6 protein-coding genes, 1 tRNA gene and 1 rRNA gene are annotated in these 14773 nt (G+C 70.0%); 1 reads left to right on the top strand and 7 read right to left on the bottom strand.

Annotated features, from left to right (window positions below; translation table 11 throughout):
• Positions 1-69 precede the first annotated feature (69 nt).
• The 4 genes from ACGF3H_RS13720 to ACGF3H_RS13705 all read right to left on the bottom strand — a co-directional run bounded on the left by ACGF3H_RS13720 (position 70) and on the right by ACGF3H_RS13705 (position 10538).
• Entirely contained in the window at positions 70-921 is an 852-nt protein-coding gene (locus ACGF3H_RS13720; RefSeq protein WP_362490535.1) for a RodZ domain-containing protein, read from the bottom strand.
• A gap of 261 nt (positions 922-1182) precedes the next feature.
• Positions 1183-3921 carry a DNA translocase FtsK gene (locus tag ACGF3H_RS13715; protein WP_362490533.1) on the bottom strand — a complete coding sequence of 913 codons (2739 nt, stop codon included), beginning with the start codon at positions 3919-3921 and terminating at the stop codon, positions 1183-1185.
• A 142-nt stretch (positions 3922-4063) separates the two neighbouring features.
• Positions 4064-4738: a response regulator gene (locus ACGF3H_RS13710; protein WP_362490530.1), complete on the bottom strand. Its 675-nt coding sequence runs from the start codon at positions 4736-4738 to the stop codon at positions 4064-4066.
• A 325-nt stretch (positions 4739-5063) separates the two neighbouring features.
• A complete protein-coding gene (locus ACGF3H_RS13705; protein WP_362490528.1) occupies positions 5064-10538 on the bottom strand; it encodes a HAMP domain-containing protein in 5475 nt (1824 codons plus the stop codon).
• Between the two features lie 391 nt (positions 10539-10929).
• Here ACGF3H_RS13705 and ACGF3H_RS13700 point away from each other — a divergent pair, with 391 nt between their 5' ends.
• A complete protein-coding gene (locus ACGF3H_RS13700) occupies positions 10930-13695 on the top strand; it encodes a SpoIIE family protein phosphatase (protein ID WP_362490525.1) in 2766 nt (921 codons plus the stop codon).
• A gap of 55 nt (positions 13696-13750) precedes the next feature.
• Here ACGF3H_RS13700 and ACGF3H_RS13695 read toward each other — a convergent pair.
• The 3 genes from ACGF3H_RS13695 to rrf form a co-directional block, all read right to left on the bottom strand.
• Positions 13751-13826, bottom strand: a tRNA-Thr gene (locus ACGF3H_RS13695).
• Positions 13827-13904: 78 nt separating this feature from the next.
• A complete protein-coding gene (locus ACGF3H_RS13690; protein WP_362490917.1) occupies positions 13905-14567 on the bottom strand; it encodes a DegT/DnrJ/EryC1/StrS family aminotransferase in 663 nt (220 codons plus the stop codon).
• A 115-nt stretch (positions 14568-14682) separates the two neighbouring features.
• Positions 14683-14773: ribosomal RNA gene (rrf, locus tag ACGF3H_RS13685) — 5S ribosomal RNA — on the bottom strand; the annotation flags it as partial.

Here is a 14773-nt window from a genome sequence, read left to right as displayed (position 1 = left end):
GCCGACGGCCCACGTCGACGGGGTTGGCCGATCCGGCCAACCCCGTAGCGACGCGTCCCCTCGGTCCGCTCATCCGACCTGCGGGTCGCCCTTCGTGTACGTCAGCCGCTCCACGGCACCGGGCTGGAAGTCGTCCTCGATCTTCTTGCCGTTGACGTAGAGCTGGATGGCGCCGGCGTCGCCGAGGACGAGGTTGACCTTCTCGTTGTCCTGGAAGGTCTTGGAGTCGCCCTGCTTGAGCAGGCCGTCGAAGAGCAGCCGGCCGCTGTGGTCCTTGGCGGAGATCCAGCTGCGTCCGTCGGTGGCGCTGACCTTGACGGTCACCTTGTCGCGCGGCGCGGCGGCGATGGCGCTGTCAGTCGGGTCCGGCTTCGGGTCGGCAGGCTTCTTGGGCCGGGCGCTCGCCGAGGCGGACTTTCCGGCCGTCGGCTGGGCCCCCTCGGCGACGCTCGCCTCGGAGCCGCCGTCGTCGCCGCCCTTGACGAACGTGAAGCCGACGAAGCCGATCACGGCGACGATCGCTGCGACCATCGCCGCGGTCCAGTTGGGGCCGCGACGCTCGGGACGGATGCGTTCCGCCTCGAACAGGGGCGCGGCAGGGGTCGGGGCCGGGCGTCCGCCGTGATCGGCGTCGTACTGCGCGATCAGTTCGGCCGGGTCGAGCCGGACGGCCTTGGCCAGGGTCCTGAGGTGACCGCGGGCGTAGACGTCGCCGCCGCACGGCGTGAAGTCGTCCGCCTCGATGGCGTGCACGATGGCGATACGGACGCGGGTGGCGCTGCTGATGTCGTCGACGGTCAACCCGGCGGCGATGCGCGCCTGTTGCAGGGCACGGCCGACAGAGGGGCGGGCTTCCTCAGAGATGTCTTCGGACACGCCGTCGGTCGGACGCTCGTCTTCAGGGGAGTTGCCGATGGACACGGGGGCGCCTTTCGAGCGGATGGCCGCCTGTGCTGGACGTTCAGTCTAGGGGGGGTACAAACGGGTGGGGCAACCGGACGGCGGGACTTGTACGCCATCGGTATGGCTTCGTGTCCCGATGGCGGTCTACCTTTTGTCGCCTCCCCCAACTTGACGTATGCCATGGGGAAACGGTTGCTCAATGATCCCTAACGGGTGAGTCACGATCGGCCGTCCGGCCGTCCCGATCCGCCACGCGAGGTGATCCGCGCGTACCGTTCCCTACCCCTCGGACTCCCCCCGGATCACCGCGAGCACGCCGTCCAGCTCGTCGGCCTTCACGAGAACGTCACGCGCCTTCGAACCCTCGCTCGGTCCGACGATGTTCCGCGACTCCATCAGGTCCATCAGGCGTCCGGCCTTGGCGAAGCCGACGCGCAGCTTGCGCTGGAGCATGGAGGTCGACCCGAACTGGGTGGAGACGACCAGCTCGGCCGCCTGGCACAGCAGGTCGAGGTCGTCGCCGATGTCCTCGTCGATCTCCTTCTTCTGCTTGGTGCCGACGGTGACGTCGTCCCGGAAGACGGGCGCCATCTGGTCCTTGCAGTGCTGGACGACGGCCGCGACCTCCTCCTCGGTCACGAACGCGCCCTGCATGCGGGTCGGCTTGTTCGCGCCCATCGGCAGGAAGAGTCCGTCGCCCTTGCCGATCAGCTTCTCCGCGCCGGGCTGGTCGAGGATGACCCGCGAGTCCGCCAGCGAGGAGGTGGCGAAGGCCAGCCGGGAGGGCACGTTCGCCTTGATCAGACCGGTGACGACGTCCACGGACGGACGCTGGGTGGCGAGCACCAGGTGAATGCCGGCCGCGCGGGCGAGCTGCGTGATCCGCACGATCGCGTCCTCGACGTCGCGCGGGGCGACCATCATCAGGTCGGCCAGCTCGTCCACGATCACCAGCAGGTACGGGTACGGCTGGAGCTCGCGCTCGCTGCCCTCGGGCGGCTTGACCTTGCCCTCGCGCACCGCGCGGTTGAAGTCGTCGATGTGCCGGTAGCCGTACGCGGCGAGGTCGTCGTAGCGCAGGTCCATCTCGCGCACCACCCACTGGAGCGCCTCGGCGGCCCGCTTCGGGTTGGTGATGATGGGCGTGATCAGGTGCGGGATGCCCTCGTACGCGGTCAGCTCGACGCGCTTGGGGTCGACCAGGATCATCCGGACGTCCTCCGGGGTCGCCCGCATCATGATCGAGGTGATCAGGCAGTTGATGCAGGACGACTTGCCGGAGCCGGTGGCGCCCGCGACCAGCATGTGCGGCATCTTCGCGAGCGAGTGCATGACGTAGCCGCCCTCGACGTCCTTGCCGAACGCGACCAGCATCGGGTCGTCGTCCTCGGCGGACTCCGCGAGCCGCAGCACGTCGCCGAGGTTGACCATCTCCCGGTCGGTGTTGGGGATCTCGATGCCGACCGCGGACTTGCCGGGGATCGGGCTGATGATCCGCACGTCGGGGCTGGCGACGGCGTACGCGATGTTCTTGGTCAGCGCGGTGATCCGCTCCACCTTCACGGCGGGCCCGAGCTCGACCTCGTACCGGGTGACCGTCGGGCCGCGGGTGAAGCCGGTGACGGCCGCGTCGACCTTGAACTCGGTGAAGACCGTGGTCAGCGAGGCCACGACGGCGTCGTTGGCGGCGCTGCGCGACTTGCCGGGGCCGCCGCGCGTGAGGAGGTCGAGCGCCGGCAGGGAGTAGGTGATGTCGCCGGAGAGCTGGAGCTGCTCGGCACGGGGCGGCAGCTCCCGCTCCTGCGGCAGCGGCGTCTTGGTGAGGTCGGGGACCTCCACCTTGGCCGGGCCCTGACCGGACGGGTCCTTCTTGAGCTTCCCGGGCTGGGGCCGCGCAGCAGGGACCGGCGTCGGCGTCGTCGACTCGCGCTCCCCCGTGCTCACGCCCTGGGTGAGGTCGGCGACCAGCGGAGACGGCGGCATCCCGTGCAGGACGGCACCGTCGAGCGCGGCGGCGGCCGCGGCGGCGACGTCCACGGCGTCCATCGACCGGTTCGCGTCGGGCTGCGGCACGGCGGACCGGCGGGGCCGGCCGCGGCGCCGGGTGAGCGCCTCCTGTTCGGCGCCGTCGTGGTCGTACGGCTCCTCGGCCGGCGGTCCCCCGCGCCTGCGGGGGCGGGCGGGCAGCGACTCGCGCCACTGCTCGTCGTACCGCTCGTCGTCGTCGGTGAACCGGTCCGGCTCCGGGTCGCTGACGAGTCCCAGCCGCACGCCGAGCAGCCGCAGCCGCTGCGGGATGGCGTTGACGGGTGTGGCCGTGACGACCAGCAGCCCGAAGACGGTGAGCAGCACGAGCAGCGGCACGGCCAGCACGTCGGTCATCGTGTACGACAGCGGGGTCGCCGCGCCCCAGCCGATCAGGCCGCCGGCGTCCCTTATGGCCTGCATGCCGTCGCTGCGGGCCGGCGAGCCGCAGGCGATGTGCACCTGCCCCAGCACGCCGATGACCAGTGCGGACAGGCCGATCACGATCCGGCCGTTGGCCTCGGGCTGCTCCGGATGCCGGATCAGACGCACGCCGACGGCGCCGAGCAGGAGGGGCGCGAGCAGGTCGAGCCGGCCGAAGGCTCCGGTCACCAGGATCTCGACGAGGTCGCCGACGGGGCCCTTGAGGTCGGCCCAGGTACCGGCGGCGACGATCAGCGCCATGCCGAGCAGCAGCAGGGCCACGCCGTCCTTGCGGTGCGCGGGGTCGAGGTTCTTGGCGCCCTGGCCTATTCCGCGGAAGACGGCGCCGACGGCGTGTGCGATACCCAGCCAGAGGGCGCGGACGAGCCGGTAGACACCGCTGGTCGGACTGGCGACCGGTGCGGGCACGGGCTTCTTCGCCGCGGCCTTCCGGGCGGGCGCCTTCTTCGCCGGTGCCTTTTTCGCGGCGGCCTTCCTCGCCGGAGCCTTCGCGGGAGCCGCCGCCTTCTTGGCGGGCTGCTTCTTGGCTGCGGAGGGACGTGAGGCCATAGGTGTGAGGTTACCGGGGGAGACGGCGGTCGACACGTGTCCCCACCGCTTCACCCGTTCGTGTCGTCCGCGCGCGGGCAGGGAACTGACGCGACGGGTACGGATGCTGACATGTCTTCACGCACCCGCCCCGCCGACAGACTCAGTTCACCGCGGGCTGGCCTCCGGAGGAACCCGGTTCGAGGGCGTCCAGGGCGCGGCGCAGGCCCGTGAGCTTGCGCTCCAGATGGGCCGCGGTCGCCACCGCCGCCGCGTCGGTCGACTCGTCGCCCAGCTGCTTGGACAGCGCTTCGGCCTGCTCCTCGACGGCCGCCAGCCGCGCCGACAGCTCGGCGAGCAGCCCCGCCGGCTCCTTGGTCTCCACACCGGCGGTCTTGCCGCCGCCCTCCAACTGCAGCCGCAGCAGTGCCGCCTGCTCGCGCAGCTGGCAGTTCTTCATGTAGAGCTCGACGAAGACGGAGACCTTCGCGCGCAGCACCCACGGGTCGAACGGCTTGGAAATGTAGTCCACCGCGCCGGCCGCGTACCCGCGGAAGGTGTGGTGCGGCCCGTGGTTGATCGCGGTGAGGAAGATGATCGGGATGTCCCGGGTCCGCTCCCGCCGCTTGATGTGCGCGGCTGTCTCGAAACCGTCCATGCCCGGCATCTGGACGTCCAGCAGAATGACCGCGAAGTCGTCCGTGAGCAGCGCTTTGAGCGCTTCCTCCCCGGACGATGCCCGCACCAGCGTCTGATCGAGCGCCGAGAGGATCGCCTCCAGCGCCAGCAGATTCTCCGGCCGGTCATCGACCAGGAGGATCTTGGCCTTCTGCACCATGGCCCGCCCTCCTCGCCCCGGCGTGGGGCCTCCCCTGTCCGCAGGACTTGGGGCAGCACCGGCGGGCGCCGCCCCAGAGGGCGACTCCCTTGCGTCGCCCGTCCTTGTGCCGGTCATCGTAGCCGCACCCCGCCTGTCGCCACACCCTGTCACCGCGATGTCACTGTGTACGTAGCAGAAACGTGGGGGGAGACCAGAAGGTTCCCCGGATCCCGTACTTTTACACGACGTCGAGCACACCGAGTCAGCAACTCCGCGTGAACGCCGCAGCCTCCGCCACGCCCGCGCACCCCACATTTCGCACGCTGCCGCCCGGGCGTGCCGGTCACTCCTCCCGCATCCACTGCTCCATCACCGTCAGCAGGTGGTCGGGGTCGACCGGCTTGGTGACGTAGTCGGAGGCGCCCGACTCGATCGCCTTCTCCCGGTCGCCCTTCATCGCCTTGGCGGTCAGCGCGATGATCGGGAGCCCGGCGAACTGGGGCATCCGACGGATCGCTGTGGTCGTCGCATACCCGTCCATCTCGGGCATCATGATGTCCATCAGGACGACCGCGACATCCTCGTGCTGCTCCAGCACCTCGATGCCCTCCCGGCCGTTCTCGGCGTACAGCACGGACAGTCCGTGCTGCTCCAGGACACTGGTGAGCGCGAAGACGTTGCGGATGTCGTCGTCGACGATCAGCACCTTCCGGCCACCGAACCGGACACTCCGGTGCGACTGCGGCGCCGTGTCCTGCCCGCCGGCCGGCCGCTGTTCCTGCGGGACGGCCTGCTCGTCGGCCTCCGGCACGGCCCTGCGGCGACGCCGGAACAGCGCGGCCGCACCGTTCTGCGAGTCCTGGTACGACTTCACCTCGGCCGGCGTCTCGACCTGCGTCTCCGGCACCTCGGCCGGGGCGCTCGCGGAGGCCAGCAGCTCGCCCGCCTCCAGGGACGGCATCGGCTGCTGGTAACCGTGCGCGGGCAGTTCACTCGGGTGCAGCGGCAGGTACAGGGTGAACGTCGAACCACGGCCCGGCTCGCTCTGTGCGTGGATCTCACCGCCCAGCAGCTGCGCGATCTCCCGCGAGATGGACAGCCCGAGGCCCGTGCCGCCGTACTTGCGGCTGGTGGTGCCGTCGGCCTGCTTGAACGCCTCGAAGATCACCCGCATCTTGCTCGCCGCGATCCCGATGCCGGTGTCGCTCACCGAGAACGCGATCAGCTGCCCGTCCGGGTCGGTCATCGAACCGGCCTCCAGCAGCTGCTCCCGGATGGCCTGCGGCACGTCGTCCCGGGCCGGCCGGATGACCAGCTCGACCGCTCCCGAGTCGGTGAACTTCACCGCGTTGGACAGCAGGTTGCGCAGCACCTGCAGCAGTCGCTGCTCGTCGGTGTGCAGGGTGGCGGGCAGTTCCGGCGACACCCGCACCGACAGGTCGAGGCCCTTCTCCGCGGTCAACGGACGGAACGTGGCCTCCACGTAGTCCACGAGCTGCACGAGCGCGATGCGCGTCGGAGAGACGTCCATCTTGCCCGCTTCGACCTTCGACAGGTCGAGGATGTCGTTGATGAGCTGGAGCAGGTCGGAGCCGGCGCCGTGAATGGTCTCGGCGAACTCGACCTGCTTCGGAGACAGGTTCGCGTCGGCGTTGTCGGCGAGCAACTTCGCCAGGATCAGCAGCGAGTTGAGCGGCGTACGCAGCTCGTGGGACATGTTCGCCAGGAACTCGCTCTTGTAGCGCATGGAGACCGCGAGCTGCTCGGCCCGCTCCTCCAGCACCTGCCGGGCCTCCTCGATCTCGGTGTTCTTCACCTCGATGTCGCGGTTCTGCTGCGCCAGCAGCTCCGCCTTCTCCTCCAGTTCGGCATTGGAGGACTGCAGCGCCTTCTGCCGCTGCTCCAACTCCGCCGAACGCTCACGCAGTTGCTCGGTCAGCTCCTGCGACTGCTTCAGCAGCACCTCCGTCTTGGTGTTGACGGAGATGGTGTTGACGCTCGTCGCGATCATCTCGGCGATCTGGTTGAGGAAGTCCTTCTGGATCTGCGTGAAGGGCGTGAAGGACGCCAGCTCGATGACGCCGAGCACCTTCCCCTCGAACAGCACCGGCAGCACGATCACCTGAGCGGGCGGGGCCTCCCCCAGCCCGGAGGAGATCTTCAGGTAACCGGTCGGCGCGTTCTCCACGAGGATCGTGCGCTTCTCCTGGGCGGCCGTCCCGACCAGCGCCTCCCCCGGCCGGAAGGACGTCGGCATGGAGCCCATCGAGTAACCGTACGAGCCGAGCATCCGCAGCTCGTACTGGTCGTCGTGGTCGGCGGCGAGCTCCTGGCCGTCCACCAGCGGCATCGCCAGGAAGAACGCGCCGTGCTGCGCGGAGACCACCGGCGTCAGCTCGCTCATGATCAGCGAGGCCACGTCCTGGAGGTCCCGGCGGCCCTGCATCAGCGCGGAGATACGGGCGAGATTGCCCTTGAGCCAGTCCTGCTCCTTGTTGGCGATCGTGGTGTCGCGCAGGTTGGCGATCATCTTGTTGATGTAGTCCTGGAGCTCGGAGATCTCCCCGGAGGCATCCACGTCGATCTTCAGGTTCAGGTCGCCCCGCGTCACCGCGGTCGCCACGCGCGCGATGGCACGCACCTGCCGGGTCAGGTTCCCGGCCATCTCGTTCACGGACTCCGTCAGGTCCCGCCAGGTGCCGTCCACGTCCCGCACCCGCGCCTGCCCGCCGAGCTGGCCCTCCGTGCCCACCTCGCGGGCCACACGGGTCACCTCCTCGGCGAACGAGGACAGCTGGTCGACCATCGTGTTGATCGTGGTCTTCAGCTCGAGGATCTCACCGCGCGCGTCGATGTCGATCTTCTTGGTCAGGTCGCCCTTGGCGATGGCCGTCGTGACCATGGCGATGTTGCGGACCTGACCGGTCAGGTTGGACGCCATCTGGTTCACCGACTCGGTGAGGTCCTTCCACGTCCCCGACACGCCCGGCACCTGTGCCTGGCCGCCCAGGATGCCGTCGGTGCCCACCTCGCGGGCCACCTTGGTCACCTGGTCGGCGAAGGACCGCAGCGTCCGCACCATGGTGTTGAAGGTGTCGGCGAGCTGCGCCACCTCCCCGCGCGCCTCGATCGTCACCGTCCGCGTCAGATCGCCGTTGGCCACGGCCGCGGCCACCTGGGAGATGTTCCGCACCTGGACCGTGAGGTTCTTGGCCATCAGGTTGACGTTGTCGTTGAGGTCCTTCCAGATGCCCACGACGCCGGGCACGCTCGCCTGACCACCGAGAATGCCCTCCGTGCCCACCTCACGGGCCACCCGCGTGACCTGCTCGGCGAAGGAGGAGAGCTGGTCGACCATCGTGTTGACGGTGGTGACCAGCTCGAGGATCTCCCCCTTGGCGTCGACGGTGATCTTCTTCGACAGGTCGCCCTTGGCGACCGCGGTGGTGACCTCGGCGATGTTGCGCACCTGCATGGTCAGGTTGTTGGCCATGCCGTTCACGGACTGCGTGAGGTCCTTCCAGGTGCCGGAAACCCCCTGCACCTCGGCCTGGCCGCCGAGGATGCCCTCGGTGCCCACCTCGCGCGCGACGCGCGTGACCTCCTGGGCGAACGACGACAGCTGGTCCACCATCGTGTTCAGCGTGTTCTTGAGCTCCAGGATCTCCCCGCGCGCGTCCACGGTGATCTTCTGGGACAGGTCACCGCGGGCCACCGCCGTCGCGACCTGCGCGATGTTGCGGACCTGCGCGGTGAGGTTGCCGGCCATGCCGTTCACCGAGTCGGTCAGGTCGCGCCACACACCGGCGACCCCGGGCACCTGCGCCTGACCGCCGAGGCGACCCTCCGTACCCACCTCGCGCGCCACCCGCGTGACCTGCTCGGCGAAGGAGGAGAGCTGGTCCACCATCGTGTTGATGGTGTTCTTCAGCTCCAGGATCTCCCCGCGCGCGTCGACGTCGATCTTCTGGGACAGGTCACCACGCGCCACGGCTGTCGTCACCTGCGCGATGTTGCGCACCTGGGAGGTCAGGTTCCCCGCCATGGAGTTGACGGAGTCCGTCAGCTCCTTCCAGGTCCCCGACACCCCGTCGACCCGCGCCTGACCACCGAGGCGGCCCTCCGTGCCCACGTCCCGGGCCATCCGCGTGACCTGGTCGGCGAAGCTGGAGAGCTGGTCCACCATGGTGTTCACGGTGTTCTTCAGCTGCAGCATCTCACCGGAGACGTCCACGGTGACCTTCTGCGACAGGTCACCGTTGGCCACCGCCGTCGTCACCTGGGCGATGTTCCGCACCTGACCAGTGAGGTTGCGGAACGCGGTGTTGACGGAGTCCGTGAGGTCCTTCCACGTACCGGCCGCCCCCGGCACCTGTGCCTGGCCGCCCAGCTCGCCCTCGACACCGACCTCCCGGGCCACCCGCGTGACCTCGGCACCGAAGGCGGACAGCTGGTCCACCATCGTGTTGACCGTGTTCTTCAGCTCCAGCATCTCGCCGGCCACGTCGACGGTGACCTTCTGCGACAGGTCACCGCTGGCCACGGCCGTCGTCACCGTGGCGATGTCCCGCACCTGAGTGGTCAGGTTCCGGAACACGGTGTTGACGGAGTCGGTCAGGTCCTTCCAGATGCCCGCCGCACCCGGCACGTTCGCCTGACCGCCGAGCTGCCCCTCGCCACCGACCTCGTTGGCCACCCGCGTGACCTCGTCCGCGAAGATCCGCAGCGTCTCGGTCATCTGGTTGATCGTCTCGGCGAGCTGCGCGACCTCGCCGCGAGCCGGCACGGTCACCTTCAGCGACAGGTCACCGTTGGCGACCGCGGTCGTCACCTCGGAGATCCCGCGCACCTGGGCCGTCAGATTCCCGGCCATGGTGTTGACGGAGTCGGTGAGCTCCTTCCACACGCCCGCCACCCCGGGCACCTGCGCCTGACCACCGAGCGCACCCTCGGTACCCACCTCACGGGCGACGCGCGTCACCTCGGAGGAGAACGCGGAGAGCTGGTCCACCATCGTGTTGACGGTGTTCTTCAGCTCCAGCATCTCGCCGGCCACGTGCACCGTGACCTTGCGCGACAGATCACCCTTGGCCACGGCCGTCGTCACCAGCGCGATGTCCCGCACCTGCGCGGTCAGCCGGTACGCCATCGTGTTGACGGAGTCCGTGAGGTCCTTCCACGAACCGGACATACCGCGCACCTGGGCCTGCCCGCCCAGCTTGCCCTCGGTACCGACCTCGCTGGCCACCCGCGTGACCTCGTCCGTGAACGTCGACAACTGGTCGACCAGGTTGTTCACGGTCCGCCCGACCTTCAGGAACTCCCCGCGCAGCGGATGCCCGGTGCCCTCCGCCGTCTGCGTCCGCAGCTCCATGCGGGGCGACAGGTCGCCGTCCGCCACCGCCGACAGCACCCGGCTGACCTCGGAGACGGGCCGCACGAGGTCGTCCACGAGTGCGTTGGAGTTGTCGATGGCCGCGGCCCAGGACCCCTCGCAGGCCCCCGTCTCCAGCCGCTCCGTGAGCTTTCCTTCACGTCCGACCATCCGCCGCACGCGCGCCAGCTCGCCCGTGAGGTGCAGGTTGCGGTCGGCCACCTCGTTGAAGACGGCCGCGATCTCCGACATCACGCCGTCCCCGGACACCGTGAGCCGCTTGCGGAAGTTGCCCTCCCGCATCGAGACGAGGGCGGCGAGCAGCCGGTTCAGCGCCGCCGTGTCGACCGTCGTCGTCCCGCCTCGTGTCCTGCCCTGCTTACTCAGGGACTGTCCGCCTTTCGCGCGCGTCTTCGTGGCCCGCGTCGCTGCGCCAGACTCCACTGTGTCCCTCCCGCAGGGGTCGACCTTTACTGCTGTGCCCGGTGCACCCCACGGTGACCGGTTGCTGCCGCGTGCTTCCTGTGCCGCCGCGTGCTCCGGCCCGGCTCGCCGGACCGCTGCCAGGGCTGCTGCCCATGGAGACCGCTCGGCAATCGGCCTGCCCGGACGCACACAAGAAGCTTGCCCAGTGTTTCACCCCGGCCGAACCAGGCCATAACAGTTCGGCAGCTTCGCACATCGTCCGCACACCCTCTGGGCGGAAACACTGCAGACCGGCATCCGCGGGGACGGCGAAGGTAAGTAACCTTGCATGCGGCTGTCCAGCCATGCCGGTTCTGTCCGGCCTGGGCGGTGGCACGAGACGAGCGGGCACGGAGGGGCGGCCGGACACATGACCACCGGACTGGTCCCGGGGGAGCAGCCCCCGGATCACGGGCCGACGGACGGCCTGCCGCAGCAGCGGCACGAGCCGGTCGGCCGCGAGGCCGTACAGGTGCACGTGGACGTGGAGAGAGGGTCGAGGAGTTCTGTGATCACCGCGCGCGCGGCCGCCAGTTTCGAGCCCGTCGGACGATCGGTGGCGAGCGCACGTTCCTTCGTCCGCGACACCCTCCAGGGCTGGGGCCATGCCGACATCGTCGACGACGCCGTGGTGCTCACCAGCGAACTGGTGACCAATGCCGTGGTCCACGCCGGTACCGCCGCCGACGTGGTGTGCCTGCGCAGCGACGACGGCGTGCGCATCGAGGTGGCCGACCACTACCCCGAGCGCGAGGTCCCGATCCAGGGCTCGGCCGTCAACATGGGCAGTCCCGACCGCGAGGGCGGACGCGGCCTCCAGCTCTGCGCGGCCCTCGCCGGCCGCTGGGGCGTCGAGTACACGCCCACCCACAAGAACGTCTGGTTCCAGCTCGACCTGCCCGCGCGCGCGGTCGGTACGCGTTCCGCGGGCCCGGCCCTCCCGGCCGAGCTGCTGCCGGTCGCCGACGGCCGCGTCCGGGTCGCCGTCGTCCAGATCGACCGCACCGGCGCCATCACCGCCTGGAACGAGGACGCCGAGGAGCTCTTCGGCTACCCCGCCGACCAGGTCACCGGCAAACCACTCACCGACCTCGCCGCCTGGCCCCACACCCCCGGCACCAGCACCGGCATCGTCGAGGCACTCCAGCTCTCCCGGTGGGAGGGCAGCTACGGCATAAGGACCGCCGACGGCCGCGTCACCCCGGTCTACGCCTCCCACCTCCGCGTCCGTGACGCCGGCGGCGATCCCTCCACCGTCTGCCTCCTCGTGCGGGACCACGAGCGCGCCGTGCTGCAGACGCCACTGCGCGTACCCGCCTCCGACTCCGGCAGCTCCGCCGAGGGCCCGAGCACCGATCCCTTCGAGGTGTTCATCGGCTCCCCCGCCCCTGACGACCTCGACGGCCTCCTCCAGCGCACGGTCGAACGCGCCCGCGACATGCTGGACGCCGACGCCGCCTTCCTGCTGCTCGCCACCGACGACGAGACGGAGCTGGAGGTCCGCGCCTCCACCGGCCTGCCCTCCGCCCGCCAGCGCTTCGCCCGCGTCCCCGTCGAGGCGGGCCCCGGCCGCTACGGCTCCGCGCGCATGCCCGCCGTCCACGACGACCTCGCCGCGGTCCCCGGAGCCGTCCCCCTGCTGAACGGCACCGGCATGCGCTCGGTCGTCACCGTCCCCCTCAAGGTCGAGGGCCGCCTCACCGGCTCCCTCGGCGTCGCGGCCGAATCCCCCGGCCGCTACTCCAACGAGGAGGCACTGCGTCTCCAGTTCGCCGCCGACCGCATCGCCCTCGCCGTCGAGTCGGCCCGTCTGGGCGAGCTGGAGCGGCTGCGCCGCGGCTCCCTCAGCTTCCTCGTCGAGGCCTCCGACCTTCTCGCCGGCACCCTGGACCGTGACCAGACCCTGGCCCTCATGGCGCAGATGACGGTCCCGACCCTGGCCACCTGGTGCGCCGTCTACACCATCGCCGACCAGGCCTCCGACCCCTACCTGTCGTACGTCCTGCACGAGGACGAGGAACTGATCGACGGCATCAAGTCCCTGCTCTCCAAGATCGACCCGCCCGACCCGGTGCCCACCCCGGGCGCCCGCGTCTGGTCGGCGCCCGCCGAGGTCGCCCACCAGGCGGCGCTGCGCAGCTCCATGCGCAGCCTCGGCCTGAGCGGCGGCGCACCCCAGCAGGTCAGCTCCGGCATCGGCCCGACCCTGGCCACGGCCTCCGCGGTCGGCGGCGAGACCGTGGTCCTGCCCCTGGTCGCCCGCAACCGCGTCATCGGCATGCTGACCCTCGGCAAGCCCACCGACGAACACTTCCGCCAGGAGATCCTGGAACTCGCCGAGGACCTGTCGCGGCGAGCCGCCCTGGCCCTCGACAACGCCCGCCTGTACTCGGAGCGCACAGCCATCAGCCAGTCCCTCCAGCGCAGCCTGCTGCCGCCGGAGCTTCCCCTGATCGCCGGTGTCGAGGTCGAGGTCATCTACCGCGCGGCCGGCGAGGGCAACGAGGTCGGCGGCGACTTCTACGACCTCTTCCCCATCAGCGACGGCGCCTACGGCTTCGCCATCGGCGACGTCTGCGGTACGGGGCCGAACGCGGCGGCCGTCACGGGCCTGGCCCGGCACGCCCTGCGCCTGCTCGCCCGCGAGGGCCTCAGCGGGCCCGCGGTCCTGGAGCGTCTCAACTCCGCGATCCTCGACGAGGGCGCCCGCAGCCGCTTCCTCACCCTCCTCTACGGCGAGATGCGCCCGCAGGAGGACGGCAGCGCCGAGCTGAAAGTCGTCTGCGCCGGCCATCCCCTCCCTCTGCGTCTGCGCCAGGACGGCACGGTGGAACCGGCTGCCGAACCCCAGCCCCTCCTCGGCGTCCTGGAGGATCTGGAGCTCTACGAGCAGACGGTCACCCTGGATCCGGGCGATGTCCTGCTCTGCGTCACGGACGGCGTCACGGAACGCCGCGAGGGCACGCGGATGCTGGGGGACGACGGCCTCGCCGACGTCCTGACCACGTGCACGGGTCTGACGGCGGGCGCGGTGGCGGCCCGCATCATGCGGGCGGTGGAGCGCTTCGCGTCGGACGCGCCGTCCGACGACATGGCGATCCTGGCGATGCGGGTGCCGGAGCCGCACGCGGACTGACCCTCCGCAGCAGGGCATGCAGAAGGCCCCGCCCAATGGGCGGGGCCTTTCTCTGTGGAGCCCCCAAACGGAATCGAACCGTTGACCTTCTCCTTACCATGGAGACGCTCTACCGACTGAGCTATAGGGGCCTGTCGCTTTTTCGAGGTTTCCCTCGCGGCAACGGAATAGATCATACCCCGAACAGACGGGTGCTCCCAACACGGCTTTCAGTGCGCGGGTTGGAGCAGCCCGCCCAGGGCATTGCAGGCGGACACGATCCGCTGCATGTCCCGCTTCGTCAGCGAGGCGTCCACCGGCAGCGCGAGTGTCTCGTCGGCGGCCCGCTCCGTCTCCGGCAGGGACACGCAGCGCCGGAACCCGGGCATCCGGTGCACCGGTGTCGGCACCGGCACGCGGCAGTCGACTCCCTTCGCCCGCACGGCCCGGGCGAAGGCGTCCCGGTCGGGCCGGCCGTTGCCCGGCACCCTCACCACGTACTGCTGATAGGTGTGCCCGTCGCCCCCGTCAGGGGTGCGTACGCCCTTCAACTTCCCGTCGAGGTACGCCGCTCGCTCCCTGCGCCGCGCTATGTCGTCGTACGGCTCGTCGGACTCCCCGTGCTCCAGGACGAGCAGCCCGCGGCGCTGCCCGATCCCGTGCAGCCGGGTCAGGTCCGCCGGCCGCCCGAAGCGGTGCACGGCGACGACGGCCGCGGTCCGTGGGGTCATCGCCGCCTCCACGGCGGACGGGTCGAGGCAGTACGTCGCCGGGTCTATGTCGGCGAACACCGGCAACGCACCGGCCAGGATTACGTGTTCCGCGACTTCCGCGTTCCCGAAGGCCGGCACGACGACCTCGTCACCGACGCCCACGCCGGCGGCCCTGAGCATGGCAGCAGTACTCATGCCGACGATGCTTGTTGCGCCACGTGAACGTCAAGTGACGGCAAACAAAAAAGGGTTGGACCCGGAACCGAAGTTCGGGGTCCAACCCTTTTGAATGATTGTTCGGCGGCGTCCTACTCTCCCACAGGGTCCCCCCTGCAGTACCATCGGCGCTGTAAGGCTTAGCTTCCGGGTTCGGAATGTAACCGGGC

This window comes from Streptomyces sp. NPDC048185, assembly GCF_043202495.1.
Taxonomy (GTDB): domain Bacteria; phylum Actinomycetota; class Actinomycetes; order Streptomycetales; family Streptomycetaceae; genus Streptomyces.
This window is presented reverse-complemented; position numbering and strand designations above follow the sequence as displayed.